At 59.5% G+C, this 24,563-nt stretch carries 20 protein-coding genes; 9 read left to right on the forward strand and 11 right to left on the reverse strand.

What is annotated here, in order from left to right; genetic code table 11:
• From L972_RS17595 to L972_RS17635, 9 genes are all read right to left on the reverse strand, one after another.
• A partial coding sequence (locus L972_RS17595) for a DNA breaking-rejoining protein (protein WP_231560950.1) occupies nt 1–403 on the reverse strand: 403 nt, incomplete at its 3' end.
• Nucleotides 404–562: 159 nt separating this feature from the next.
• A complete protein-coding gene (locus L972_RS17600) occupies nt 563–1,534 on the reverse strand; it encodes a formate dehydrogenase subunit gamma (RefSeq protein ID WP_005353740.1) in 972 nt (323 codons plus the stop codon).
• A complete protein-coding gene (gene fdh3B / locus L972_RS17605) occupies nt 1,531–2,190 on the reverse strand; it encodes a formate dehydrogenase FDH3 subunit beta (RefSeq protein ID WP_005353752.1) in 660 nt (219 codons plus the stop codon). The genes L972_RS17600 and fdh3B overlap by 4 nt, the downstream gene beginning before the upstream one ends.
• A 4-nt stretch (nt 2,191–2,194) precedes the next feature.
• Nucleotides 2,195–5,071 carry a formate dehydrogenase subunit alpha gene (locus tag L972_RS17610; RefSeq protein ID WP_047439937.1) on the reverse strand — a complete coding sequence of 959 codons (2,877 nt, stop codon included), beginning with the start codon at nt 5,069–5,071 and terminating at the stop codon, nt 2,195–2,197.
• A 23-nt stretch (nt 5,072–5,094) separates the two neighbouring features.
• Complete coding sequence (locus tag L972_RS17615) at nt 5,095–5,298, reverse strand: transcriptional initiation protein Tat (RefSeq protein WP_005303194.1); 204 nt, start codon at nt 5,296–5,298, stop codon at nt 5,095–5,097.
• Nucleotides 5,299–5,415: 117 nt separating this feature from the next.
• On the reverse strand, nt 5,416–6,033 hold the full coding sequence (locus tag L972_RS17620) for a TorD/DmsD family molecular chaperone (RefSeq protein WP_047439942.1): 618 nt from the start codon (nt 6,031–6,033) through the stop codon (nt 5,416–5,418).
• Between the two features lie 9 nt (nt 6,034–6,042).
• Nucleotides 6,043–7,764, reverse strand: a complete 1,722-nt coding sequence (locus L972_RS17625) for a 4Fe-4S binding protein (RefSeq protein WP_052200086.1) — start codon at nt 7,762–7,764, stop codon at nt 6,043–6,045.
• Nucleotides 7,765–7,885: 121 nt separating this feature from the next.
• The gene (locus L972_RS17630) at nt 7,886–8,479 is read right to left on the reverse strand and encodes a DUF3306 domain-containing protein (protein ID WP_047439946.1); all 594 of its coding nucleotides are present in this window, start codon (nt 8,477–8,479) and stop codon (nt 7,886–7,888) included.
• Nucleotides 8,472–9,062 (reverse strand): DUF3305 domain-containing protein, encoded by a 591-nt coding sequence (locus L972_RS17635; RefSeq protein WP_047439948.1) that lies wholly within the window; start codon nt 9,060–9,062, stop codon nt 8,472–8,474. The genes L972_RS17630 and L972_RS17635 overlap by 8 nt, the downstream gene beginning before the upstream one ends.
• Nucleotides 9,063–9,768: 706 nt before the next feature.
• Between L972_RS17635 and L972_RS17640 the strand changes: the two genes are divergently transcribed.
• The 4 genes from L972_RS17640 (at nt 9,769) to L972_RS17655 (ending at nt 15,942) form a co-directional block, all read left to right on the forward strand.
• Nucleotides 9,769–12,699 (forward strand): AAA family ATPase, encoded by a 2,931-nt coding sequence (locus L972_RS17640; RefSeq protein WP_047439951.1) that lies wholly within the window; start codon nt 9,769–9,771, stop codon nt 12,697–12,699.
• A complete protein-coding gene (locus L972_RS17645) occupies nt 12,696–14,117 on the forward strand; it encodes a DUF7017 domain-containing protein (protein ID WP_047439953.1) in 1,422 nt (473 codons plus the stop codon). The genes L972_RS17640 and L972_RS17645 overlap by 4 nt, the downstream gene beginning before the upstream one ends.
• Before the next feature lie 85 nt (nt 14,118–14,202).
• On the forward strand, nt 14,203–15,060 hold the full coding sequence (locus L972_RS17650; RefSeq protein ID WP_047439955.1) for a formate dehydrogenase accessory sulfurtransferase FdhD: 858 nt from the start codon (nt 14,203–14,205) through the stop codon (nt 15,058–15,060).
• 15 nt (nt 15,061–15,075) lie between these two features.
• Nucleotides 15,076–15,942 (forward strand): helix-turn-helix transcriptional regulator, encoded by an 867-nt coding sequence (locus L972_RS17655; RefSeq protein ID WP_013723539.1) that lies wholly within the window; start codon nt 15,076–15,078, stop codon nt 15,940–15,942.
• Nucleotides 15,943–16,022: 80 nt separating this feature from the next.
• Here the strand turns inward: L972_RS17655 and L972_RS17660 are convergent, their stop codons facing one another.
• On the reverse strand, nt 16,023–18,125 hold the full coding sequence (locus L972_RS17660) for a sensor histidine kinase (protein ID WP_081990756.1): 2,103 nt from the start codon (nt 18,123–18,125) through the stop codon (nt 16,023–16,025).
• Nucleotides 18,126–18,150: 25 nt separating this feature from the next.
• The gene (locus L972_RS17665) at nt 18,151–19,506 is read right to left on the reverse strand and encodes a sigma-54-dependent transcriptional regulator (protein WP_047439958.1); all 1,356 of its coding nucleotides are present in this window, start codon (nt 19,504–19,506) and stop codon (nt 18,151–18,153) included.
• Nucleotides 19,507–19,761: 255 nt separating this feature from the next.
• Between L972_RS17665 and L972_RS17670 the strand changes: the two genes are divergently transcribed.
• The 5 genes from L972_RS17670 to L972_RS17690 all read left to right on the forward strand — a co-directional run bounded on the left by L972_RS17670 (nt 19,762) and on the right by L972_RS17690 (nt 24,541).
• A complete protein-coding gene (locus tag L972_RS17670; protein ID WP_047439960.1) occupies nt 19,762–20,604 on the forward strand; it encodes a substrate-binding domain-containing protein in 843 nt (280 codons plus the stop codon).
• 129 nt (nt 20,605–20,733) lie between these two features.
• Entirely contained in the window at nt 20,734–21,435 is a 702-nt protein-coding gene (locus L972_RS17675) for an ABC transporter permease (protein WP_019446238.1), read from the forward strand.
• A gap of 34 nt (nt 21,436–21,469) precedes the next feature.
• Entirely contained in the window at nt 21,470–22,165 is a 696-nt protein-coding gene (locus L972_RS17680; protein WP_005334830.1) for an energy-coupling factor ABC transporter ATP-binding protein, read from the forward strand.
• The gene (gene mobA, locus L972_RS17685; RefSeq protein WP_047439963.1) at nt 22,137–22,781 is read left to right on the forward strand and encodes a molybdenum cofactor guanylyltransferase MobA; all 645 of its coding nucleotides are present in this window, start codon (nt 22,137–22,139) and stop codon (nt 22,779–22,781) included. Before L972_RS17680 ends, mobA begins: the two co-directional genes overlap by 29 nt.
• Nucleotides 22,778–24,541, forward strand: a complete 1,764-nt coding sequence (locus tag L972_RS17690; protein WP_047439966.1) for a bifunctional molybdopterin-guanine dinucleotide biosynthesis adaptor protein MobB/molybdopterin molybdotransferase MoeA — start codon at nt 22,778–22,780, stop codon at nt 24,539–24,541. Before mobA ends, L972_RS17690 begins: the two co-directional genes overlap by 4 nt.
• The last annotated feature ends 22 nt before the right edge of the window (nt 24,542–24,563 follow it).

The raw sequence follows: 24,563 nt of genomic DNA on the forward strand, positions 1-24,563 counted from the left end.
TGATGCCCACCTCCAGCTTGAACGGCGTCTTGGCCTTGCTGCTCTCGGCCGCCCCCATCTGGTAGACCCGAATGGTATAAGTGCCCTTGGCGGGCAGGGTCGCCTCAAAGTTGTTCCCTTCCGTAGAGCCGATAAACATCGCCTCCCCCTTGCTGCCCGGCGGCAGAATATTGAAGTAGGGCTTGCCGGTCAGGATCACCACCATGCTCTGGCCCTTGTTGGCCGTCAGCTTGTAATCGAGGGTCTGGCTACCCTGAATGGTGCCGTTGATAGTCGCCCCTGACTCCCCCTTCTTGAACTGCACCTGCTGAGTCTTGATCCCTTCAGCCGCCTGCGCCACGCCCGCAATACCACCGAAGAGTGCAGATGCACATACCGCTGCCAGCCATGCTTTTCTCATCATTTGTCATCCCTTGTGTGAATGGAACCCCTGTTACTGTTGCTCAAGGTGGCCCAAAAAACCATCGCCGTTTGCGGCATCGCTCAATCAATTTGCCATCACGATCGACCCGCCATCAAAAGGGGCGCCGTAGCGCCCCTTCTCTTTACTCTTTGTCGACCATCAGCTTGATTTGCCCGCCTTGGGCTCATCAAGGGTGTGTTTCACCTCTTCATACCAGAGGTCGTGGTGCTCCTTGGCCCAGGTCTCGTCCACCTCGCCGGTCACCATCCCCTCCAGCGCCCCTTCCAACTGGAACAGGCCCATGTAGATATGGAAGATGAAGCCGCAGATAAGGATCAAGGCGCCTACGATATGGATGAAGCTGGCCCACTCCATCTGGCGGCGCAGCTGGCCGAAGATGGGGAAGTCGAGGAACAGCCCGGTCGCCACGACGATGCCGCCAAACCAGATCAGCAGCCAGAAGATCGCCTTCTCGCCGCCGTTGGAGAAGCCCGCCGAAGGGTGACTTCCCTTGTGCTTGCCGAGCATGCCGCCAAACTTCATGAACCACTGCACATCCACCATGTTGACGATGTTGTGGCGGAACCACTTGATGAGCACCCCCATCAGGCAGAGGAAGAAGAGCGGCCCCACGTAGTTGTGGAACACCTTGGCAAACCAGATCCAGTTCTCCCACACCCCGAGGCTCACCACCGGCTTGATGAAGTACTTGCCGTAGATGATGGCCAGCCCCGACCCGGAGAGGGTCAGGAACATGGCTGCCGTGGTCCAGTGCAGCGCCCGATCCAGCCGGCTCCAGCGCTTGAGCTTGCGCCCGGTGCGCGGTTTGGAGAGCTTGGTCTGCCCCACCACCAGATACATCAGGCCACACATGGCGAGCGACCCGAAAATAGCGATGGCGCCGAGCGGCGACACCCACTTGGTCTTCACCTCGAACCAGAGCTGGCCCGGCACCGAGATCAGCACTCCGTGCTCCGGCGAGCGGGAGGTGGTCACCCCCTCCTGCCCATCCTTCACCGCCCGCCAATAATCGGCGCCGGCAAAGCCGACCGCCTCTTTCTGCGCATCAGCGAAGCCGGGCGCGCTGAACAGCAGCAAGGCCGTCAGTAGCGCTGTCAGCCAGTGTCTCATTGGCCATCCTCCTGCTTGCCAAGCTTGAGCCCCTTGCCTCTGCCATCGTGAGGTTTGCTGGCGTCGCGATAAAGCGCCTGTTCATCAGCCCCCCAAGCTGCGTGAGGGGCACCGCGATAGGCAACCCGCTCGCGGAAGATATCGGAGATAACCTGCGCATCCCCGGCCAGCAGTGCCTTGGTGGAGCAGAGCTCGGCACACATCGGCAGCTTGCCCTCGGCGATGCGGTTGGCACCGTACTTCTGGCGCTCCGCCTCGCTGTGATCCTCTTCCGGGCCGCCGGCACAGAAGGTGCACTTGTCCATCTTGCCCCGATCGCCAAAGGCGGCGGTCTTCGGGAACTGGGGCGCCCCGAACGGGCAGGCAAACAGGCAGTAGCCGCAACCGATGCAGAGATCCTTGTTGTGCAGCACGATGCCGTCGTCGGTGTGATAGAAGCAGTCGGCCGGGCAGACCGCCATGCAGGGGGCGTCGGTGCAGTGCATGCAGGCGACCGAGATGGAGGTCTCCCCCGGCAGGCCGTCGTTGAGGGTCACCACCCGGCGGCGCTGGATGCCCCACTCGAGGGCATCGTCGTTCTCGTTCTTGCACGCCGTCACACAGCCATTGCACTCGATGCAGCGCTTGGTGTCACACATGAATTTCATTCTGGCCATGGGATCAGGCTCCTACTTTGCGAAAACGGCACAGGGTGACCTTGGTCTCCTGCATCTGGGTGACCGGGTCATAGCCATAGGTGGTGACTATGTTGACCGACTCCCCCAGCACATAGGGATCAGACCCTTCCGGATATTTGGATCGCAGATCCTTGCCCTCGAAGTGGCCGCCGAAGTGGAACGGCATAAAGGCGAGCCCCGGTTTGACCCGCGGGGTCACCAGCGCCTTCACCTTGACCCGACCCCCTTCCGGCCCCTCGACCCACACATCCTGACCGTCGCGCACGCCGACATCGTTGGCATCCGCCGGGTTCATCTCGACAAACATCTCCTGCTGCAACTCGGCCAGCCAGGGGTTGGAGCGGGTCTCGTCACCGCCCCCCTCGTACTCCACCAGACGGCCGGAGGTGAGGATGATCGGGAACTCCTTGCTGACATCCTTCTCCTGCACCGAGGCGTACTGGGTCGGCAGGCGCCACAGGCTCTTGGCATCGGGCCAGGTGGCGTAGTCGGCCAACAAGTCGCGGCGCGGGGTGTAGAGCGGCTCGCGGTGCTTGGGCACCTGATCCGGGAAGGTCCACACCACGCAGCGCGCCTTGGCGTTGCCGTAGGGGACGAAGCCGTGCTTGATGGCCACCCGCTGGATACCGCCGGAGAGATCGGTCTTCCAGTTCTTGCCCTCAGCCTCCTTCTTCTCGGCCTCGGTCAGCTCATCCCACCAGCCGAGCTGTTTCATCAGGTCGGCAGTGATCTCGGGATAGCCATCCTCCACCTCGCTCCCTTTCGGCCAGGAGTCTTCGGCGAGCAGCGAGACGCCCTGATACTCGATGCCGAAACGGGCGCGGAAACCGCCGCCCCCTTCCGAGACCGGAATGCTGGTGTCGTAGAGGATGTGGCTGCCGGGGTGTTTCATCTCCGGGGTGCCCCAACAGGGCCAGGGCAAACCGTACACTTCACCGTTGACCGGGCCGCCCTCGGCCTTGAGGTTGGTCTTGTGGAAGGTGTGCCAGTTCTGCTGGTGCGCCTTGAGCCGCTCCGGGCTCTGGCCGGTGTAACCCACGCTCCACATGCCGCGGTTATATTCGCGGGTGATGTCTTCCAGCAGTGGCTGGTTGTTCTCCACCTTGATGTGCTTGAACAGCTGGTCGGCAAAGCCGAGCTTCTTGCTCAGCAGATACATGATCTCGTGGTCAACCTTGGATTCGAACAGGGGCTCGATCACCTTGTCGCGCCACTGCATGGAGCGGTTGGTGGCGGTAACGGAACCATAGGTTTCGAACTGGGTGGTAGCCGGCAGCAGGTAGACGCCGTCGGTGCGATCGTTCATCACCGAGGCGACGGTGGGGTACGGGTCGACAATCACCATCATGTCGAGCTTTTGCATCGCCTTCTTCATTTCCGGGCCGCGGGTCTGGGAGTTGACCGCATGGCCCCAGTAGAACATGGCGCGGATGTTGGAGCCCTGCTCGATGAGATCGGCGTTCTCCAGCACACCGTCCACCCAGCGGGAGACCGGAATGCCATTGTTGTTCATCGGCAGCTTGCCGTTGTAGGCCTTGTTGTCGAAGCGGGCCTTGATCCACTCGTAATCGACATCCCACACCCGGGCCCAGTGCTTCCAGGAGCCCTCTTCCAGACCGTAGTAGCCGGGCAATGAGTCGGAGGTGACGCCAAAATCGGTGGCCCCCTGCACGTTGTCGTGACCGCGGAAGATGTTGGTGCCCGCCCCGCTCTTGCCCACGTTGCCGAGGGCCAGTTCGAGGATGCAGTAAGCGCGGGTGTTGTTGTTGCCTGTGGTGTGCTGGGTGCCGCCCATGCACCAGACCACGCAGCCGGGGCGGTTGTCGGCCAGCAGTTTGGCGGCGCCATAGACCTGCTGTTCGTTGAGGCCGGTCACCCGCTCCACTTCCGCCGGAGTCCAGCGCGCCACCTCTTTTTGCACCTCATCCATGCCGTAGACACGGGTGCGGATGAACTCTTTATCTTCCCAGCCGTTCTTGAAGATGTGCCAGAGCATGCCCCAGATAAAGGCGACGTCGGTGCCCGGACGCAGGGAGAGGTACATGTCCGCCTTGGCGGCGGTGCGGGTGCGACGCGGGTCGACCACCAAAATCTTGCAGCCGTTGCGCTCTTTTGCCAGCAGGATGTGCTGCATGGCGACCGGGTGGGCCTCCGCCGGGTTGGAGCCGATAAACATGATCGACTTGCTGTTGTGCATGTCGTTCAGGCTGTTGGTCATGGCGCCGTAGCCCCAGGTGTTGGCGACGCCAGCGACCGTGGTGGAGTGGCAGATCCGCGCCTGGTGATCCACGTTGTTGGTGCCCCAAAGCGACGCCATCTTGCGAAACAGGTAGGCCTGCTCGTTGGAGTGCTTGGCGGAGCCGAGCCAGTAGACGCTGTCGGGGCCGGACTCCTTGCGAAGGCGCAGCACTTCGTTACCCACCTCTTCGATGGCCTGATCCCAGCTGATGCGCTGCCACTTGCCGCCCACCAGCTTCATCGGGTACTTGAGGCGACGCTCACCGTGGCCATGCTCGCGCAGGGCCGCCCCCTTGGCACAATGACCGCCAAGGTTGAAGGGGTGATCGAAAGCTGGCTCCTGACCGGTCCAGACGCCGTTCTGCACCTCGGCATAGACGCCGCAACCCACCGAGCAGTGGGAACAGATGGTACGCTTCACCTCGACCGGTACCCCGGCCGCCACAGTTTTGGCTTCGGCCCGCTGCATCATGGCTGGCGCCAGCCAACCGGCGGCCACGGCCCCACCGGCCACCAGACCGGAGTTGACCATAAAGGCGCGACGGGTCAGCCCCTGACCGCGAATGGCCTCATTGCCCTGCTCGCCCACTTGGGGCTGCTCGGCACGTTTTGTCAGTTTCATGAGTTCTCCTTCACTGATCCGGCTCAGTCGGTGCCGCGCAGGGTGCGATAAAAGTCGTGAACATGGGGGGTCTCCCGATAGCCCTTGTCAGGCTCGGTGTCGTGGGTCAGCACCTCTTTGCCCACCACCCGACCGGTGGCACCGGCCAATACGCCTATGGTGGCGACCACGCCAACTCCCTTGATCAAATTGCGGCGGGACGGGTCTTTCAGCTGTTCATCGCTCATTCTTGTGACCTCTGTTGTTGTTCTTGCCGGCGCCTGCGCGCCAGCTTCGCGTCCAATGGGATATCTCGTCTGTTCATTTTGTTATGCGCAGAACTTGTTATGCACAGATAAGGGCGTTCAGCCCCTCACCACGCAGGCGCCAAACGGCAGGCGCAATTCGTTTTCCAGCTTGAAGAAATCTTCGGCAAGGGCGCCGACCGCCCGGTAGAAGCTGCCCCCTTTCGCCTGTTGCTGATCGCGGCAGCAAGCGAGTACCCAGGGGGCAAGGTGGCGTTCATAGAAGCGGTTGCGCTCCGGGTGCTGCTCGGCAATCAGTACCGCCATCACCTCACAGAGGGCGGCCAGATGATCTTCCGGCTCACACACTCCGCTCTGGCGCTCAAAACCGAGGGACTGGAGGTCTGCGCGCAGTACCGCCAGCGGCAGCTCCATCAAAGAGCCGGTGAGATACCAGGAGGCAAACGGCACGATCTCCCCGCGCCCCAGCCCGATAAAGAGATCCTGATACTCCTCGGCAAGCTCGTTTTCGTGGTGGCTGCTGGCCGCCAACTGCACCAGTCCCAGCCCTCTGGCAAACGGGCCCGGCATGGCTTGCAACCCTTGCAGCCAAGCGAGCTGTTCGCCACGGGGAGCGGCGCGCCAGAGGCTCGCCAGCAGGGCGTAGATATCGGCGCTGCTCTGTTCCAGTTCGGTCATGGTCAGTTCGCCAGCCTTTTCGTTATGTTGTTCACTCATCACTGGCCCTCACACCTTGAGCTGGGAGACGGGATCCGCCGCCAGCGCCGCAAACACATCCTTGACCCGACAGTCCTCGCACATCAGCAGCCGCTGGGCGGCCTCGTTCTGGAAGTGGGAGTGACCGGCCAGTTTTTGCTGGATGCGGCGGATCATCGAGGCGGGCGCGAACGGCTTGGAGCAGCGAATGCAGCAGGCCGCCTCTTCGGCTTTGAGGCTCTGCACGGCGCGGCGCGTCTCGGGCACGGGTTGCAGACGGGGCGTGAGCACGATGGCCTGCTCGGGGCACGCCTTTTCGCACATGCCGCACTGGATGCAATCCTGCTCGATAAAGTTGAGGCCGGGCGTGTGCCCAACCGCATGCAGGGCGCGGCTCGGGCAGACCGCCACGCAGCCCATGCAGAGGGTGCAGTCAGACTCTTTGAGTTCCACACTGCCGTAAGGGGCACCGTGGGGCACCGCCAGCGGCTCACGGCTCCCCTCATTGGCCTGCCAGAGGGCATCGAAGGCGGCAAACAGGTTCTCCCGTTTATCCCCTTTGAGCGGCTTCTCCAACAGGGCAACGGTGGGCTGGCCGGAAACAGGCTCACCAGCATCTGCGTCAAACAGAGCAATGCGATCGGCAGCAAGCCCAGCGCCCTCCAGCAGCACGGCGGCGCTCGCCAGCTCCCGCTCAACCAGTGCACGGACGCTGGTGGGGGCGTCATCGACCAGCGCAATGCGCACCGCGCTGGCGCCATAGGCAAGGGCGGCGAACCAGCTCTCGATACCCAAACTGGCGCTCTCCTCCATCCAGACTGGCAGCCAGTTGGCGGGCAAGCGGGTGAGTTCGGCCTCCCCCCATTCGCGCTCGTTTTCACCGGCGATCAGCAACTGCGGCGCGTCGCCGCCCGCCTCCCGATAGTGCTTGAGCAGGCGGAACAGGTAGTCGCCACTGGTGTTGGCATCGGGCTGGTGATAGGCAATCGCCCCGGTTGGGCAGGCCGAAGCGCAGCTACCAAAGCCCTGACAGAGATGGGGATCGATCTGGATGCGACCATTGATGGGCTTGAGGGCATCAGTCGGACAGACATCAAGGCAGCGGCTGCAACCGGGCACGCCGCGGGCGGTAAAGGCGCAGGCCTCGGGGTCGAGGCGAAAATAGCGCGGCTTGTCGAAAATACCGGTCAGCGCACAGAGCTCGGCAAGCCGTTCGGCCAGCCCATCTTCATCAGCCAGATGCAGATAGCCGACCGGCGGGCGCTCCAGCGCAAAGAGCGGGGCGCGGCCCAGATCGGCCACCAGATCAAAGTGCGGTTCGCTACCAACCGCCGCTTGTTGTGGAAAGCAGAGCGCAGCCAGATTAACCCGCTCCCCCTGCCCATTAAGGCCGGTGAGCTGAAACTGCCCCAGATACCCTGTCAGGCTCGGCTCGCGCAGGGTCAGGGCCGCGAGGGATGCGGTGGCATCGAAAATGGCTTCGAGATCTGCCGCCTCGGCATCGTGGACCGCTTCGGTCACCAGCAGGGTGGGCTTCACCCCGGCGGGCAGCAGGCTGGCAGCGCGGCGAATGCGATCTTCCGGACCGACCAGCAGCAGGCGCCCCTGACTCTGGTAAGAGACAGTGGCCGGGATCAGGTTGTCGGTCTTGACCGTATGATGCAGGGCATAGGCGCGAGCGCGCGCGTTATGCTCGGCCGCCCCCGCCCCATGGGCAAGATTGGAGGCTAGATTTGGGGCCAGATTTGGCAATGTTTGTTCAGTGCTCACATACACTCCTGCGCGCGCCACCTCATGGGATGGGCGCTTGTTGGTAAGCCGAGAGAGCAAGAGGCGAGCCAACTCCCCCGAAAAAAAAGTGACTGACAGGGAGTCAGGATCCTGAGGGTTCCATTCCCCCACCTTTTATTGGGACATTTTGTCCATCAGAGGAAACCAAAATGTCCCGATCGTCGGTGTGGGTTTGAGAATGGTTATCAGCCAGCTCGTCGGCGGCAGGTTCGCTGACAAGCGCCAGCGGTTCAGCGGATCCGCTGGCCGGATTGACCGATTCGCTCTCCGGCGCGGTTACCTGATCCACCAACCAGTTGCGCAGCCCGGCGGTCAGGGCCGCAGGCAGCAATTCGGGCTGGCTAAAATCCTGGGTGTAGTCGTCGAGTCCATCCGGCTTGTGGCTGCGAAACATGGCCCGCAGCGCCTCCTTGTCGGGGAGTTTGGCCTTGCCCTGCGGGGCTGTTGTTAGCGACGGTTCGCCACTCTCGGCCCCCTCAAAGGCAAGGGAGTCACAGCTCCCCTTGTCAGTGCTGACTACGGGGCTATCCAGCGCAGTATCTGGAGTTTCAGCTTCGCCACTGCCTTCGATGGGGGCTGCAACCGCCTCGGGAATGGCCTCTTCCCGTGGCTGCAATACCTGATGCTTGCGCGCCTCACTCTTGCGAGACGACCAGCGCTTGAGGAACTCACTCATGGGCGCTGTTTCCGGCCTTGTTTACGGCACAGGTTCCTGCGTCACTGTCACGCTCGCGGCCATCGGGGCCGGTGGCTTTAACGGCGCCACAGCTGGCTTGATCTACCGTATCGACACCAAGCTGATCCTGCGCCCGTCCCTTGCCCTTCTTGCCCTTGCGACGGGCCTCCAGCAGCTCGCCGTGACGACCGATAAAGGCCTCCACCCAGGCTTGCAGCGCCTCGGGCAGCGGGCAGGAGAGCACCTGCCGCTCGCCATCCATATAGGCGGCGGCCACGGTCTGGCTCAGGGTGAGGCCATCGGCCACAAAGCCATTGTCCACGCAGCTTCCGGTGACACTTCCGGTAACAAAAAGGCGGGGCGAGCCGGAGCTCAGGTTGAAGCGATAATCCCCCCGCTCGTCGCGAAACAGGGTCAGGGGCAAGGCGCCGGCAGCCTTGGGCTGCGCGGGATGGAGCGCCGCAATCTCGAAACGGCGGCTCTGCCAGCGGCCAACCTGGCTGTCGATGGCCTTTAACTCCAGTTGCAGCCAGCGCTGCGGGGGCAAGGTATTGGTGGTGTCTTGCACTGTCACGGCTCCCATCAGAAGGTCTCGGCCGGGCCGCCCTCCCCCCGTGATCCACCCCGTTCGAGGCAGATCAGAGCAGGGGATTAAGGGCAGCCACGGCCATCAATGGGATAAGACTTAGCAAGAGTGGGGCCAAGGCAGGTTTGGTGGTTAATAGGTGCTTTGATGCGGGTTGGGGCGTCGTCCAGGACATGGGTTGGTGCGGGCGTAGGTTGGTGCAGAGCGCAGCGAAGCCCAACATGCGGAGTAAAACCAATCCGCCAGAGTCTAATCAAAAGGGATGGCAATAACCGAATAACACTGAATTATCCGATTATTGCTTTTGAAATATTCCACGATAAACGTTGGGCTTCACTTCGTTCAGCACCAACCTACGCTTTAGCCCAACATACGAGATGAGCTCAATAAACGTTCATGCGGACGCCCTGTGGGTGATCCTGGGCAGATTTCGGCTAAAACACACTTTTCAACGCGCCTAGGCCACCACTAACATAGCCAAATAACCATCCTCTTTGGGGATAACACCATGGCAGTACGGATTGCTATCTCACAGGTTAACGCAGCAGACTGGGCTCAATCACTCAGCAACTCGACGAGTGACAAGCGGGTAGCCGTCACCGTTTGTCCAGCAGGATGATGGCAAGAGCCCTGCGCGTACCGACCAACTTGGTGATAGCTTGCTGACCAGACTGATGACCGATGAATTTGAGTTGAGGGAATAATGAGTAATTTTACCTTTCTTGAAAAAATTCAACCCGCACTTGCACAACTTGGCTGCAGTGCGGAACTGTATTGCCATAACGACAGACAAGCGGCGTTGGTTAAACTTCGGTGTTTTGTTGAGGTCATCGTTGGTGATATTTACAGTAGCTTGGCGTTGACGCCACCAGAACGAGATGACTTATATAATCGTCTGCGAGATGACGAGTTTAAGAATGTCGTTGGTGACCGCAGTATTTTGACTAAGTTAGATACAATTCGCTTCAATGGTAATAAGGCCGCTCATTCTGCTAGTGGAACAGTTGATATTTCCATAGATGAGACATTTTGGCTGATCAAAGAGGCTTTTCTTATTGCCCGTTGGTACGCGCAGACCATTCTTAATGAAACGATTATTCCTCCCGAGTTTGTTAATCCAGTACAGCCGATCGATATTACCGCATCTTTACAAGCAGAATTATTGCTGCAGCAGCAAGAGCTTGCAACTCGTGAGTCTGAGCTAAAGGCAAAGTTGGCTGCCAATCAAGAAACGTTTGAACAAAAGACAACGGTATTGTTAGCCGAGCTGAGTGCTAAAAACGATGCGCTTTCGAATGTAAATAAAGAGCAAGCACTACTGCAGATAGCGCTTGAGCAGAAACAAAAAGATTTAATGGCTTCACAGCAGGCTGTGTCAAACTATCAACTGCGCGAAGAGTTTAAGCAAGCAAGTATGTCATCGGCATCAAGCTTCGATCTGGATATGGAGCTGACTCGCCGAAATATCGATATCTTTGACTGCTTTGAAGATGTAACACTGACATCAAGCCAGAGAAAAGTTGTAAATCAAGTCAATGACTTTCTGAAAGATCCTAATCAAAATGTTTTTTTGTTGAACGGCTATGCCGGTACAGGTAAAACATTTATTACCAAAGGCATCACACAGTATTTGGATAAAATAGGCCGTGAGTTCAAAATTATGGCGCCTACGGGTAAGGCGGCCAAGGTTATTTCAGATAAAACCATGCAAGCAGCCTGCACAATACATCGGGCCATTTATAATTACGAGAACATAAAAGAGTTTAAGGTCGATGGTATTGATGGGTCTGAAACTTACCGCTGTTATGCAGAGTTAAAGGTTAACGTCGATACTGCAGAAGCGGTTTACATCATTGATGAAGCCTCCATGGTGTCTGATAAATATTCGGATGGTGAGTTTTTCCAGTTTGGTTCAGGTTATTTATTAAGAGACTTGCTCAAATTCATCAATTTTGACCATAACGATCATAATAAGAAGATTATTTTTATTGGTGACAATGCGCAGTTGCCACCTGTAGGTATGAATACCTCACCAGCACTTGATGCTTTTTATCTCAGCAAGAACTATCAACTGAAGGTTGTCTCAGGGTGTTTAACTGAAGTTGTACGCCAAAGAGCTAACAGTGGTGTATTGGTCAATGCAGCTATGCTACGCGATGGGCTAGAGCAAAAGGTCTTCAATAAATTGCAATTCGTTGTGAATAATGAAGACGTATGTCAACTATATCCCGATAATCTTCTCAATGCGTTTTTAGAGACCTGCGATGGGAAAATAGGTAAAACAGGAGAGAGTGTAATCATTGCCTCTTCAAACCGACAGGTTGGTGAATATAATCGACTCATTCGTGAACAGTTTTTCGACGGTCAGCAGGAGATGGCCAGAGGCGATAAAGTTATTTCGGTAGCGAATCATTATCGACCTGACGCCACTATTACTAATGGCGAGTTTGGTATGATAAAAGAGGTTGTATCACCGCACCCTGAATTAGTCAGCGTTATTATTAGCGTGAAAGGCGATACTGGCCAAATGGTTAAAAGGAAGGTTGATCTAAGTTTTAGAGATGTGATTCTGGGGTTTCGTAATGATTTCGGTGAGCCATTTTATTTTGAGGCCAAAGTCATAGAGAATCTACTTTATAATGATGATCCGGCCTTGTCGTCAGATGAGCATAAAGCAATCTATGTACATTTTCTAAATAGAAATCCTGAGCTGAAACGTAAGGGCAATGAACAAAAGAGGAGGGTTGCATTATTGCAAGACCCTTATTTTAATGCCTTTAAAATTAAATTCGGCTACGCTATCACAGGACACAAAGCGCAAGGGAGTGAGTGGAAAAATGTGTTTTTGCAGTGCCAGACCCACCATAAAAAGTTAACAAAAGAGTACTTTCGTTGGTTGTACACTGCAATAACACGTGCATCTGAAACCTTGTATGTAATGGATCCACCAAATATCTCGCTGTGGCCTGGAGAACCTCGGGTAAAACCTGATGCTACTCCTGAACTACCCCCGGAAAAACCAACAAATGACAACAAAGATATCGTTCAAAGGCCAGTGGGCCCTGAACCAGTGGACACATTCATTTTTCGTAGTGACAAACCGCAATTACAGCGTCTCTATCAATGTGTAAAAGCGGGGGTTGATGGTACCGGGATTTCGATTGTAGATGTACTTCATTACGACCATCAAGAACGCTACATTTTCAAGCGAGGTAATGAACAGGCTTCAATTAGTTTTATTTATAAGGGTAGTTGGAAAATTTCTCACGTGAACAGTCTTGGGCAAGGTGGATTTGACACAGAGTTGATGACTTTGTTGGCACCACTGGAGGGGACGCTGTTAGATTTGCCTGAACCAAAGTCTGATGGAGGTATCACGTTTTCACATCCATGTTTGAAAGAGCTTTATGAATATATTTCTTCTCAATTAATCGAAGAAGATGTGGCAGTTACTAAAATTAAATCACGTGAATTTTGTGAGCGGTATTACTTTCAACGCGAAAACGAGTTGGCGGTTATAGATATTTTTTATAACGATTCTTACCAGTTTAAAAAAACAGTAAAAATGTCACAGTTAAGTAATTCCACCAGATTGATGGATGAGGTAATTGATAAAATTGGGGCTATAGCATGAATGAGCAGCCTTTCCGTACCATTACAAACTTGCGTAAAGCAGGTCATTTGCAAGAAGCGTGGAATGTTGGTTTTGCGGCGCTGGAACAGTCTCCGCAAGATGCGTATCTTAAAGGTGCATTATTTTGGGTGTGTTATGAGTTTATAAAGCAGCATCAACTTAAGATATCAAAACGTGCCGCGTCTTCGAATAATTTTCGCCCCAGTGATTTCGAGTTTGAGTCTATTGAAAGCTTGCTGCAAACCATAGTGACATTTGACATTCCAACTGGTGGGTTGGAATACAAGATGCTGTTGGTTCAGTTCAAAAAGAATCTTGAGTGGTTCCCCACATTAATTCATTTTGTTCTGCGCCACCAAGGTTCGCTGTTTGATGCGGAAGCCAAGCAGCCATTTCAATCTGAGAATGGTGAAGTGCCCAGCTTGATGCTCACTACTGCTCGGCAAATTGCGCATGCCTGGCTGCGCGCACACGATTTTTGGCAGCTGGATCTGAATCAAGTTCTGTGTTTTATCAAGCTTGCCCGTCAGCAAGTATCTGATACAAAGCACTTGATTTGGCTCGATTACGATCAATCAAGGTGCTTAATCGTTGCCGGTCAATATGACCAGGCTCGTGAATTGTTGTTGCCCATTTTACGGAAAAAACAGAAAGAAGCCTGGGCTTGGGGAGCGCTGGCAGCAAGCTATCAGCAACAAGACCCTAATTTTGCGCTGAAATTTTTTGCCAAAGGGATCATCTCGGCGCATGAGGTTACTTTCAGTTTGAAGTTGCTTCAGGGCGCGATCCCGTTGTTGCTTGCCAATCAGCAAGTCGCAGAAGCATCCATGTGTTTAAAAACGGCATTGCAGGCATACCAAAGCCACGGATGGAAAGTAAAACCCGAGCTTGAGCAGTTGATGGCTCAACCATGGTATAACGCCAACGTTAATGAAAGTGACCTGAAAGCATTTTTAACCTCTCTTTGCCGAGACGCTATCGAATATCTCTATGGTCCAACCGAGAAAGTGATTGGAGTCATTGAGAGTATTCACAAGTCAGAGAAGGGCTTTCAAGTCTTTGTGAATAAAACCACCCACTGGTCGGTGAGGATGGGAGTACATAAAAGCAATCAGAAGCCTCAAACAGGTGACTATGTTGAATTGTCCCTATCCGCAAATGGTAATGAGAAGGAAGTTGTAGCATCGGTTCCATGCCAGTCAATTAAGCTAGCGGATGTGGGTACTGTTGAAGGCGAGCTGCGTATTTCTGCGAAAGGGTTTGGCTTTGTAGAGGACACATTTGTACCGTCATTTTTGATTGGCGATGTGGCTAACGAGTCTAGAGTATCGGTTTTGCGTGTTATGGCGTGGGATAAGTCCAAAGATCGTTACAATTGGAAAGCCATTAAACTAGCACAAAAAGAGTCGACCCCATAAAAGGAGAATTTCGCCCAAAAATAATCTGGAACAAAACTTGCTGTATCCCTCCCCTTAGATCCCGGCAACCGGTCGCGAGGGGCCCATGACACCGACCTTTATCAAAAGCAATGCAGCCGCCCAGCTCACCATGGCCGTCGAGGTGATGGATGAACAGGGCACAATGAACACCCGCCAAATCGCCTGTGAGCGGCCACTGACTGTCTACCTCAACTGGAAGGAGATAGTAACCCTGATGACGCTGGGGGCCCGCCCCGAGGCGCTGGTGCTGGGTTATCTGAAAAATCAGGGATTTATCGAGGATATTGCAGCCATCGAGTCGGTCATCGTCGACTGGGAGAGCGAGGCCGCCGCCGTGGTGAGCAGCCAGCAGGCAGCCGATCTCGACAAGTCGCTGGAGAAGAAGACGGTCACCTCCGGCTGCGGTCAGGGCACCATGTATGGCAGCGTGATGAAGAAGCTCGAAGGGGTGGTATTGGCGGCGCCTGAGCTTAAACAGAGCACCCTCTACGCCCTGCTGAAAGCCCTGTCGGCCCATAACGAAACCTACAAGATGGCCGGTGCCGTCCATGGCTGCGCCATCTGTCGCGGCAGCGAAATCCTCTCCTTTGTCGAGGATGTGGGACGCCACAATGCGGTGGATACCCTGGCGGGCGAGCTCTGGATGCGCGGCGAGAGTGGCCACGACAAGATCTTCTACACCACCGGGCGGCTCACCTCGGAGATGGTGATCAAGGTGGCGCAGATGGGCATTCCGGTGCTGCTGTCGCGCTCCGGCGTCACCCAGATGGGGCTGGATCTCGCCCGCCAGCTCGGCATCACCATGATTGCCCGCGCCAAGGGGCGCCACTTCGAGGTATTCAGCGGCCACGACCATATCGTGCTGGACGAGAAGCCACCGGTGCTGGCGCCCGGTTCGGCCGGTCGCGGGATGCGGGATTAAACCATGAACGAGTTTATGAACGTGAAGCAGGTGGCGGAATACCTCGATCTCAACGAGAAGAAGGTCTACCAGCTCGCCAACGAGGCGCGTATCCCCGCCACCAAGGCGACCGGCAAGTGGCTGTTTCCCCGCTCCCTGCTCGACCGCTGGCTGCTCGGCAGTTGCCACGAGGGGGTGATGAACGACCGGCTGCTGCTGGCAGGCTCGGACGACGTGCTGCTGCACTACGCCAGCAGCCGCTTGGCGCAGCAGCTCGGCACCCAGGCACTGGTGGGCTACACCCCGTGCGGCACCCGTCAGGGGCTGGCGATGCTGGCGCGCGGCCATGTGGATCTGTGCGCCATCCACTGGGGGCAGGCCGAGGAGGCGCACCTGCGCCACCCGGCGCTGGTGCAGCAGTATCAGGGCCACCGGCAATGGGTGATCGTTCATGGATTCAGGCGGGTGCAGGGGCTGGTGCTGCGCCAGGGGCTGCAACCCAAGGAGGCGAAAGAGGCGCTCGACTGGCGCTGGGCCATGCGTCAGGAGGGGGCTGGCAGCCAGCGCGCCCTGCAGGAGTGGCTGCAAACCCAGGGGGAGTCGCTGACCCGGCTGGAGCGCACCCTCGAGGTCAATAGCGAGCGGGAACTGGCTGCCGCCATCAGCCGCGGCGATGCGGATGTCGGGCCCGGCGCCCAGAGTACCGCCACCGAGTTTGGCCTCGGCTTTATGCCCTTGTCGCAGGAGTGCTTCGATCTGGTGATGCCGCAGGGGGTCTTCTTTCGCACCCTGCTGCAACAGCTGATCGGCTGGCTGCAATCCCCCGAGGGACGCGAGCTGGCGGCCCGCCTCGGCGGCTATGACCTGACCCAAAGCGGCAAGCTGGTGTGGAGCCCGCAGTAAAGAACCACTCACCCAAAGACAAAACAGCCCGCCAACCATGTTGACGGGCTGTTTTTATCACGGGCCTTTTTATAACAGCATCAATCGCTTGTCTCACGCCCCTCGGCATTGAGGGCGATGCGCCACCCTTCCAGTTTCGCAGGCTCGCTGCCGCTGGGCAGCAGAGCATGGCTGCGCAACCGTACGGTAAAGCAGCTCCCCTGCCCCGGGGTGGAGTCCACCAACAGCTCGCCGCCCCAGCGGCTGATGATGCGGTGGCTCAGGGCCAGCCCCAGCCCGGTGCCGGTGGCGCGGGTGGTGAAGAAGGGGTCGAAGATCTTGTCGATAATGGCCGCCTCGATGCCGCTGCCGTTGTCGATCACCCGCACTTCTGCCCCGCGCAGCTGACCCAGTTCATCGACCCAGTCGCGGCTCTCGACCCGGATCTCCCCCTGCTCCCCCAGCGCGTGGCTGGCGTTGACCAAGAGGTTGATCAACACCTGCAACAGCTGCTGGCGATCTGCCTCAATGGGCTGCTGGGCCCTGAGATCGGCCACCAGCTCCACCTGCTGCTGGCGCAGAGCGGAGCGCACCAGGGTCAGGCTCTCCTCGATGATGGGATTGAGGTGCTGCCACACAGGCGCCGTCTCATAGTCGCCGGGGCGCGAATATTGCAGCAGGCTACGGGTGATGGCACGAATGCGCTCGATCTGGGCCAGCACCAGTGCCAGCTCCTCGCTGACCGGCTCGGCCGCCTCTCCCAGCTCCAGCTTCATCAGCTCCACATTGCCGAGGATCACCGCCAAGGGATTGTTGATCTCGTGGGCCACCCCGGCCGAAAGCTCGCCAAGGGCCGCCAGCTTCTCGCTGATCAGCAGCTGCTGGCGCGCCTCGGTCAGCATATGGATATGATCTTCCAGCTCGGCAGTCTTGAGCTCGAGGCTTTGGGTGCGCTCGGCCACCTTCTGCTCCAGCTCATCGGCACTGCGGGCCATCTGCTGCTGATGCGCTTCCTGCCTGTCCAGCATGGCGTCGAACTGGCGACCGAGCTGGGCCAGCTCGTGGTCGGGATCGAGGGCCAGCGGGCCAATGCGAGCCGACTCCCCGGCCTGCACCTGCCGCACTACCTTGTGCATCCGCTCGATGGGGGAGAAGAGATCCCGCGCGCCGCGATAGACCAGCAGGCCAGAGAGCAGCAACAGCAGCACTACGCCGGAGCCCAGCTCCACCAGATTGGTGAGGTAGGTGCGGATGATGGGCCACTCGAGAAAGCCCACGTAGAGCATGCCGAGCCGCTCGCCCCTGGCTCCCAGCAGCGGCTCGTAACCCGAGACATACCAGGCGTCGTGAACGAAGGCGCGGTCAACCCACATCTCCCCTCGCCCCAGCACCTGTTCGCGCACTGGCGGCGAGACCCGGGTGCCCACCGCCCGGCCCACCTGACGGCTGCTGCTGACCGGCACGTTGGTGCTCACCCGCAGATCATCGAGAAACAGGGTGACGGTGCCAACGCTGCCATCCGGCAGGGTATTTTTGGCAAACACCTGACCCTTGAGCTCATCCACCAGCCGGGTGCTGCCGTTGACAAGCTCGCCCCCCTCCAGCACGGCCCAAAGGGAGCCGTCGCGGCCCATCACAGGAGTCAGTGACAGGCTGATCAGCCCCCTGTCCTCCACCACCCTGGTGCCATCCCGCTGCCACAGCACGGCCCGTTTGGCCAGTTGCGGAGAGAGTGCGAGCATCTCCTGCTGCGACCAGACCACGAAGTGGCTGACGCTGCGCCCGGCCGTGAGGGCGGCGCGCTCCTGCGCCGTCAGCTGATCCAGCTCGAGGCCACGGCGCAAGCGCAGAAAATCGAGACCATAGTTGGCCGCCAGCGGCATCACCCAGTCATGCAACTGATCCGGCGATTCCCGCAGCCGCAGCTGAAAGGCCCAGGCATCGCGCAGATGCTCCAGATGCTCGGTCTGGCGCTGCTGCTGCACCGTGATGGCGTGGTGGGCCACCCCGAGATCGCTGCGCACCGTGGTGAGCAGGTTCTGCCAGCTGTAGGTGAGGGTCCAGTAGAGGGTGAGCGCGATCATGCCCACCAGGGTGAGCATGATGGGTACCGAGGTGAGCAGCAGCAGGCGCCAGCGCACCTTGGTGCGCACGCAACGGGGCAACAGGGCGCGCATGCAGCGGGAGAGCAGGGTCAGTTTCATCGCCACCCCATCCAGTCAGCCTTCCTCATTCGATGGCCCACTCCTTGAATTTGCGATCCAGCGTCTTGCGCGCCACCCCGAGCACCCGGGAAGCGGCCGACTTGTTGCCATCATGGCTCGCCACCACTTGCAGGATGTGGGCCTTCTCCACCTCCGCCAGCGGCCACGCCAGCGGGTAGCCCTCCTCGCTCGTGCCCAGTTCAGCGGGCTTGCTACTCTGCCAGTAATCCGCCGGGGGCTTGCCCAGCAGCAGGCAGCGCTCGATGAGGTTGCGCAGCTCCCGCACGTTGCCGGGCCAGGGATAGGCCTGCATCGCTACCACATCCTCGTGGGTCCAGCTCAAGGAGCCCATCCCCATCTCGGCGGTGAGCTGGCGGGTAAAGTGGTGTACCAGCGCGGGGATATCGTCGATCCGCTCCCGCAAGGGGGCGACCGGCAGCGCTACTACGTTGAGGCGATAGAAGAGATCCTCGCGAAAGCGGCCCGCCTCCACCTCGGCCTTGAGGTTGCGGTTGGTGGCGGCGACGATGCGCACATCCACCGCCAATTCGCGCTCGGCCCCCACCGGGCGGATGGCTTTCTGCTCCAGCGCCCGCAGCAGGGAGGCCTGCATGGCAAGGGGCATTTCGCCGATCTCGTCGAGAAACAGGGTGCCCTGATGGGCAACCCGGAACAGGCCGTCGCGCCCCTTGCGGGCGCCGGTAAAGGCCCCCTGCACATGGCCAAACAGCTCGCTTTCCAAAAGCTCCGGCGCGATGGAGGCGCAGTTGAGGGGCACAAAGGCCCCCATACGGCCAGAGAGTTGATGCAGGGCACGGGCCACCAGCTCCTTGCCGGTGCCGGACTCCCCCTCCACCAATACGGCGGCATTGGAGGGGGCCACTCTGGCGATGAGCGTCTTGAGCTCGCGGGTCTTGGCACTGTCGCCAATCAGGGTGGGCGGGAACAGCTTGCTCACCTCCCGGCGCAGCAGCAGGTTCTCCCGCTCCATCTGGCGGCGCTCGATGACTCTGTCCACCGCCTGCACCATCTGATCAAGGTTGAAGGGCTTGAGGATAAAGTCGCTGGCGCCGAGGCGCAGCGCCTTGAGGGCGGTCTCCATATCGCCAAAACCGGTCATGAAGATGATGTCGCTGCGGCGAGTGGCCGGGTCTATGGCTTCGTGCCACTCGATGCCAGAGCGCCCAGGCAGCCGGATGTCGGCGATGATAAGGTCGAAGTGAAGGCGGCAGCGCAGGGCTTCCGCCTCCTCCACGCTGGCGGCAGTCTCAATCTGGGCAAAACGCTTGGCCAGCGCCTTGGCCAGAAAGCTGCGCATGCCGGGCTCATCGTCAACGATAAGCAGGGAGAGGGCAGACCAGCGGCTGGGAGGGAGTGTCATGGAAAAAAGTACCTCGGATGCACGTACGGTCGGTGAATGTCCCGATAACCGGAACCTTAGTGGGACATTTTGTCCTTACCGTATCAAAAGCACCAACACCAATTATTAAAAGCGATAACAAGCTCACCTAATTGATTCTAATAAGCTTCTGTTTTTAAACGGCAAACCGTGAATGCAGAGGCAAAGGAACAGTTTGGCACCCTGCTTGCTTACTCTTGCCCTCTCCTCATCCACCCTGAAAAAAGTTGCATCACGATGACGATAAAAACCAACCTCAAACGTTTTGCCCTCTCCCTCGCCGCCAGCCTGCTGATCGCCGGTGCGGCCCACGCCGAAGCGGATACTAATGCCACAAAAGCGCCGATCCGCCTCGCCACCACCACCAGCACCGAGCAGTCCGGTCTGCTGGGCTGGCTGCTGCCCCAGTTCACCAAAGAGACCGGTTATCCGGTGCAGGTGATGGCGGCCGGTACCGGCCAGAGCCTGAAGATGGGCGAGAATGGCGACGCAGATCTGGTGATGACCCACGCCCCCTCTGCCGAGAAGAAGTTTGTCGACGCAGGCTTTGGCATCGAGCCGGTACACCTGATGTACAACGACTTCGTTATCGTCGGCCCGGCTAAAGATCCGGCAGGTCTCGGCAAACTGCACGACGCAGCCAAGGGGCTGCAAGCCATCAAGGAGCAGGGCCAGACCTTTATCTCCCGCGGTGACGAGTCCGGTACCCACATCAAGGAGAAGACCCTGTGGCAAGCCGCTGACGTCAAACCCGAGTTTGCCGGTTACAAATCCATCGGCCAGGGGATGGGCCCGACCCTGACCATGGCCTCCGAGCTCGGTGCCTACACCCTGACCGACCGCGGCACCTGGCTCGCCTACCAGAGCAAGCTGGATCTCGCCGTGCTGCTGGAGGGTGACAAGCGCCTGTTCAACCCCTATCAGGTTATCCTGGTCAACCCCAAGCGCTACCCGGATCTCAACACCGAAGGGGCGCGCACCCTGAAGAACTGGCTGATCTCCGAGCATGGCCAGAAGTTGATCGGCGACTTCAAGGTGGCGGGTCAGGCGTTGTTTGTGGCGGATGCCAACGGGAAATAATGGCAACCCTGACCCCTGCGATGACCTTGATGGCCCTCCCCCGGTTCGCTGAGGGAGGCGCCTGATGCCGACCCTGCTCGACACGACCGTATTGACGGCCCTCGCCCTGCACGATGAGAGAGAGGTCTGATGCCGACATTGATCGACACGACATTGGCGGCCCTCGCCCTGCTGTTCAGTGGTGACACCGAACTGTGGCAGGTGGTGGGGGTCTCCTTCTCCGTCTCCTGCATCGCCCTGCTGCTGGTGCTGCTGCCCGCCTTGCTGCTGGGCTTTGCCCTGGCCTATCTGCCGCTGCCCGGCCGCTGGCTCTGGCTCTCCTGCATCAACACCCTGCAGTCGGTGCCGACCGTGGTGATCGGTCTTTTGCTCTACATGCTGCTGTCGCGGGCCGGCCCTTTTGGCGACTGGAAGCTGCTCTTTACCCAGCAGGCGATGGTGGTGGGGCAGATGCTGATCGCCTTTCCGGTGATCGCCACCATGGCTCACGCGGCGTTTGTCCAGAGCGATCGGCGCGCCTGGGAGACTGCCCTGACCCTGGGGGTCTCCTGGCCCAAGGCGCTGATCGGCCTGATGCACGAGTGCCGCTTTGGCCTGCTGGCCGCCATCATCGGCGCCTTCAGCCGCATCGTCACCGAGGTGGGCTGCTCCATGATGGTGGGGGGCAATATCCTGCACTTCACCCGCAATATCCCCACCGCCATCGCGCTGGAAACCCAAAAAGGGGCCTTCACCCAGGGGGTGGCACTCGGCATAGTGCTGCTCACCCTCGCCCTCTTGCTCAACCTGCTGCTGACGGCGTGTCGCGGCCACAGCTATCTGAAGAACTGACCATGCCCCCACTGTGTACCAACAGGAGTACCCCATGGCCCTGACCGCCCACCAGCTGACGATGCGCTTTGGCGAGCGCCAGCTGTTCGAGATTGACCGGCTCGCCATCGCACCGGGGGATGCCATCTGGCTGCATGGAGCCAACGGGGTGGGCAAGACCACCTTGCTCAAAATCCTGGCGGGGCTGCTGACCCCCACCCGCGGTCACACCAATCTGCCGGGGCGCTGGCAACAGCGGCTCAACCGGCTGCTCAAGCGGGATCTGGGGCCGGGCCGGGTCACCTATCTGCACCAGACCCCCTATCTGTTCGATCGCACCGTGCACGACAACGTGGCCTGGGCGCTCGATAAACAGCTCGGCAGCGAGATCCGGGTGTTCGAGGCGCTGCGCCGGGTCGAGCTGGAAGGGCTGGCGCGGGAGCACATCAGCATTTTGTCCGGTGGCGAACGGCAACGGCTGGCGATGGCGCGCGCCTGGGCGCTGCAACCGGCCTTTCTGTTGATGGATGAGCCCACCGCCAATCTGGACACACATTCGGTTGCCCTGATGGCCGCATTGGCGCAAGATCTGCGGGAACATGGCAGCGGCCTGGTCGTCATCAGCCACCAGAGCAATGCCCTGACCGACCTGTGCGAGCGGCAATGGACCCTCGCTCGTGGCCAGCTGCAAGAGACGACCCCTTTAAAAATCATCGAGCGACATGACTTCAAAAAGCGACAGCCACTCTGATCCCGTTGCCGTATCAGCAGTGATCCTGGCAGGAGGCCGCGCCACCCGGATGGGGGGCGAAGACAAGGGATGGGTAACACTGGCGGGACGCCCTCTTATCGACCATGTTTTGGCGCGCCTGCGCCCCCAGGTGGATGAGGTACTGATCAACGCCAACCGCAGTCAGGCCCGCTATCAGGCGCTGGCCCCGGTCATCAGCGATGACAACAACGACTATCTCGGCCCGCTGGCGGGCATGCAGGCTGGCCTTGCCGCAGCCCGTCACGACTGGGTGCTGTTCGTTCCCTGCGATGGCCCCGCCCTACCGCTGGATCTGATGAGCCGCTTTCGCGCCGCCCTGACCCCGGATACCGAGCTGGTAGTGGCCCACGACGGCGACTGGCTGCAACCCGTGGTCGCCCTGCTGCACAAATCCCTGCTCCCCTCCCTCACCGCCGCACTGGCAGAGGGGGAGCGCAAAATCGATATCTGGTTTGCCCGCCACAATATGGCGGGGGGGAGCTTTGCCGATCAGCCGGATGCCTTTATCAATCTCAATAGCCCGGACGAGCTGGCCGCCTACGAGGCCCGTCTGCTTGCCCCGGCTATCGACCCCCAACAAGGAGTCACCTCATGACCCCGGCCCCCACTCTTCCCCTGCTCGGCTTCGCCGCCTGGAGCGGCACCGGCAAGACCACCTTGCTGGAGCAGTTGATCCCCCTGCTGGTGGATCGCGGCCTGCGCATCGGGGTGCTCAAGCACGCCCACCACGACTTTGATATCGACCAACCGGGCAAAGACAGCTACCGCCTGCGCAAGGCGGGTGCCCAGCAGATGATGGTTGCCTCCCGCCGTCGTCATGCCCGTATCATTGAAACGGAACTGGCCGAAGCCGATTTTCGCCAGTTGCTGGCCAGCTTCGATCAGACAGAGCTCGATCTGCTCTTGGTCGAGGGCTTCAAGCACGAGCACTTCCCGAAAATCGAGCTGCACCGCGCCGAGATTGGCAAGCCGCTGCTCTTCCCCGAAGACGGCGACATCATCGCGCTGGCCAGCGATCAACCCCAACAGAGTGGCGAACAACAGCAGACAAGCCTGCCCCGACTCGATATCAACGATCTGGCGGCTATCGCCGACTTCGTCTGCCGCTGGCTTGACGGCTGCCAGAGCAAGGAGCCGGAGGCGGGCAAGGGCTTTCTCTCGGTCGAGGCGGCCCGCAACGCCATTCTGGCGGCCCTCACCCCAAGCACGGCCTGCAGCGACAAACCGCTGGCCCAGTGCCACGGCGCCGTGCTGGCCGCCGATCTGATAAGCCCCATCAATGTGCCGCCCCACGCCAACTCGGCGATGGATGGCATTGGCCTTCGCAGCGACGATCTCGCCGCCGGTCGCTGGCAACTGGTGGGGGAAGTGCTGGCGGGCCAGCAGCGCCACGAGCCTGTGCTGGCCGGTCAGGCGGTGCAGATCATGACCGGCGCCCCGCTCCCCCCCGGCGTCGATACCGTGGTGATGCGGGAAGAGACGCAGATTGAAGGTGAGTGGGTCACCGTCACCGCTCCGATCCGCGCAGGACAGAATGTGCGCCTGGCCGGCGAAGATCTCGCCAAGGGCGCTGTCGCCATCCCGGCCGGTACCTGGCTTGGTGCCCCCCAACTGGGGCTGGCGGCATCACTCGGCCAGGCATCGCTCTGCGTGCGCACCCCGCTGAAAGTGGCGCTGTTCAGTACCGGCGACGAGGTGCAAGCGCCGGGCGAGCAGCTCGCCCCCGGCCACATCTTCGACAGCAACCGCTTCACCCTGATGGCCCTTATCCGCGCCGCCGGTTGCGAGGTGATGGACCTTGGCATCATTCCCGATGACAAGACCATTCTGCGCCAGCAGCTGGAGCAGGCCGCCGCCAGCGCCGATCTGGTGCTGAGCTCCGGCGGGGTCTCGGTAGGCAACGCCGACTTTATCAAGCTGGTGCTGGCAGAGCTCGGCCAGATCGATTTCTGGCGCATCCAGATGCGCCCGGGCCGCCCGCTCGCCTTTGGCAAGCTGGGGCAGACCCCCTTCTTCGGCCTGCCGGGCAATCCGGTGGCGGCGATGATCTGCGTGCTGCAGTTTGTCGAGCCCGCTATCGCCCGCTTGCAAGGCAAGCGGTGGCAGCCGCTGCGCCTCTCGGCACTGGCAGACGAGAAGATGAAGAGCCGCCCGGGGCGCACTGAATTTCTGCGCGGCATCTTTCATCAGGACCGTAACGGCCAGTTGCGGGTGCGCACCACAGGGCCACAGGGCTCGGGTATTCTCAGCTCCATGAGCGATGCCAACTGCCTGATTGAAATCGTACCGGATCAACCCGGGATCGCCGTTGGCGAACGTGTCTGGATCCACCCCCTGCAGGGACGACTGGCCTGAATCCCGACGGGGCGTCGGCCGG

Origin of the sequence: Aeromonas sp. ZOR0001 (assembly GCF_000801015.1) — a bacterium.
In the GTDB taxonomy this organism is placed as follows: Bacteria; Pseudomonadota; Gammaproteobacteria; order Enterobacterales; family Aeromonadaceae; genus Aeromonas; species Aeromonas veronii.